A 3,136-nucleotide genomic window follows, 5' to 3' on the forward strand; every position below is an offset into this window, starting at 1 on the left:
GTCCAGGGGCATGGCCACTTCAACGGTGGTATCGTCCGTGACGTGGGGGATGGCGAAGTTCCCCTCACTCTCCTCGCGGTTCTTGGTCGCGTCGCCGGAGGTATCATCCAGGCTGCTCTCGACCCGTTTGCCGCCGTAACGCAGCACCAGATCGAGCCAGTAATGGTATTCCGTCAGTGTGAGCGTCACTGTCTTGAACAGTGGCAAGGGCGCATCGGCAAACTGGATGTCCGAGCTGCCCATGCGCGAGAGCTGGGTAAAACGCAGATAGGCCTGGGCGCTGTCACCGGCCCCACTCGCCGCCTCGTGCCCGGCAGCGTCCTGAACCGCCAACGCGAAGAAGGCGTTACCGATCAGCGCGAAGAGCTTGCCGTTCACGACATCGTAATGCGTGGCCAGGGTCTGGGGCGTGTCGCCAATACCGCCCTCGCTCAAACGGTTGGCGTACTGCGCCTCGTACAGGTCACGATATTTCGTCTTCCACTGCGTCAAGAGGCTCTCATCGAACCACGCCCCCTCGGCGAGGCCGGCATAGCTGGCCAGCGCGTCTTCCTGCAGCGTGGCCGAGTTGGCGAACAACAGACGTAGAATCGGGGAGTCTGCGTCATCGATGTGCCGAGCGAAGTCCAGCCAGACAGCACTGCTCGCTTCCCCAATGGCACCACCATGCAGCGCGCCTTCGGCGGCAATGCATAGACCGATGCCACACCAGAGATTGTCGCGATCGTAGCGTTCGATGGCATCCATGAGATGCGCGGAAACCCAGGCGGCATAGTCAGCATCGTAAGGCGCTAGCGCGCTGTCGACGCGTTCTTTTTGCGGCTTTAGTTTATTGTTGACAAAATCTTCGTAGGCATCCGTATCATAATATTCCCCCAGCTCTTTCAGATAATCCTGGTACTCATCCTCGATATTGCCAAGCGCCTGCGCTTTCTCCCGCTCGATACGGGCGAGCTGGGCCTGGTGGCCCCTACGGGCCTCGGGATAAGGGCTACGGTCGAAGTGGCCATTTCTCTCCGAGTAGTCGATCAGCCGTTGTAGCTGTTCTACCTTGTCCGTGTCGTTGGCTTGCCTGGCCTCGGCGAGCTGCTCCTCGAGGGATGCCCGTAACCCGGCGCCAGAGGCTGACGAATAGCGTTCGTTCAACGCTTTGGCTTTGCCGGCGGCCTCGTCGGTAATCTGTTTTTCCCGGGCCGCCTTGAACCCCTTGTCCATGGCGTCGATGACATCGCAGCAGAGCGCGAGACGCTTGTTATCTCCCGTTTCGAAGAAATCTTCCATGTCTCCGGCGACCTGGTGGCGATAGGCGTTGAGCTCGGTAATGACGCCTATCTCGTCCTTGACGCCCAGAATCAGGCCTCGCCAGCGGCTATCCGCATGATCCAGGTGGGATTGCATGGCCGCTTGCATGTCATCGGTGGTAAACAGCTTGCGCTCAGCTCCCTTGCCCCAGAAATGGCCTTCCACGGCAGATGCGCCAGGGCTATATTCCGCGACCCAGTGCAGCTGTTCGGCGTCGAAGGCATGCTCGATGCCGTTTTGATCGTTAATCCAGTCCTGGATATTGTCGATCTTCTGCATCATCTTCTGACGCAACGCCTCGCCCGCCGCCGAGTCCTCACCGAGCCGCCGGATCAGACTCTCCGGCCAGGGATACTCGGTATATGCCCAATAAATGGCGGCCGAGGTGTCCACTGTGGGCAAGGTAATGAGTGAGGCATGCAGCATCTTGTTCTGGTTGTTGGCGCAATGATTGTCCTTCTCGATGTATTTTTCGGGATTCAGGACATTGAATTGCTCGAACAGCCCATCTTGGGTGACGCGATAGGCGTACCAGCGCAAGCTGTTCTCGGGGTCGAACAAGTAAAAGTAGCCAGGGCGAAGCTGGCGCAAGATGTACTTCGATTCATTGAGCGCGACATCGGTAAAGGCGCCGGTACGCGCCTCGGGAAGCGCATCGATGGCCTCGTTATCCTGGGTATTTTCGCAGACGGCATAACGAACCGGCAAAATGGGCAACCCTTTACGTTCGCAATAGGGGCAGTTTTTTTCCGGCTCGTGACAATCGACACCCGCTGCCTGTGCCGCTGCATTGATCGCTGCATTGGTGTTAGGTGACATGCCGGCGCTCCTTGAGTTCTCTATCGATCCGTACCCAGTCGTCGTCTTCCATGTCATTGGTCAGTTCTTCGTAGCTAAGATTGGGCCGAATGCGTGCGAGCTTCTGTCTGATTTCCGGATGCTGGTAAAAATCCACAGTGAACAGCAGCCCATGAAGGACGAATATCAGGATGTCTTTTTCTCGTTCGATACCCAGCTCCTGCGCGGCCGACATGAGCCTATCCACATCGAGCAGCGAAGGCGGCGCCCGGTCGTCCCCCACCATATGATGCCAGGCCCTCAGGTAGGTATTGATCGAGGGCATGCGTCTGAGTAGACGCCATTGCTCTTGCGTTAGCTGAACCCGGCCAATATGCCGAGTCTCTGTATGTGGCGACAGTTGCCTGAGCCGATGCCGGCTATCAAAATAGAACCAATGATCGATGGGCCCCAAGAGCCGCGACAGCTGTCGGGAATCGAGGAGTTCGACCAGACGTTCCAGTACTCGAGGGGCGAAGAACCGCAGCAGGCTGCGTTTTCCTTCCGGCGTGACCTGCGCCAATTGCCGCTCGAGATGTCGGACGAGGGTGCTAATAGGATGGTTCGAGACAACCCAGCCACAATGCGCGATCGGCCCATCGGACTGCCGGGGGAGCTGAGCACGCTCTTCCTGGACTCGGTGGCGCAGCGCCTGCTCGCTCGTTTTCAGCGGCTGTAAATAGAGCTTCTCGCGCCAGGTCTGGGCAAAAAAAGGGTTGCGAATCAGCCCACATGTCTCCCGTTGCTCGGGAGACAAGCGACGCTCCGGTACGTACTGGGGATCCACCAGCCAATAGACTCGCCCGGTATCTCCTGGCGAGGTCGCCAGAGCGATCAACTGATCGAGTGCGTTGTCGGGAGTCATCGTCAGGATTCCACCACGGGTCCGCCGGTCCTGTCCGCCTGGCCATTCTTTTGCGGGCAGAGTTCGTTTTCCCCCTCAGGCAGCTCGGGCATGGACGCGTTCAGGCTCGCCGGCCCGCCAAAACTCTTCGTC

General features: G+C 58.7%; 2 protein-coding genes. Both read right to left on the reverse strand.

Annotated elements, in window-relative coordinates:
- Positions 1–2,178: T6SS effector BTH_I2691 family protein (locus DOM36_RS19810; RefSeq protein WP_157958715.1), on the reverse strand; the 2,178-nt coding region annotated here is incomplete at its 3' end.
- On the reverse strand, positions 2,111–3,004 hold the full coding sequence (locus DOM36_RS19815) for a DUF4123 domain-containing protein (protein ID WP_110644158.1): 894 nt from the start codon (positions 3,002–3,004) through the stop codon (positions 2,111–2,113). The genes DOM36_RS19815 and DOM36_RS19810, both read right to left, overlap by 68 nt.
- Positions 3,005–3,136: the final 132 nt, after the last annotated feature.

It is taken from the genome of Salinicola sp. CPA57 (genome assembly GCF_003206035.1).
GTDB lineage: Bacteria > Pseudomonadota > Gammaproteobacteria > Pseudomonadales > Halomonadaceae > Salinicola > Salinicola socius.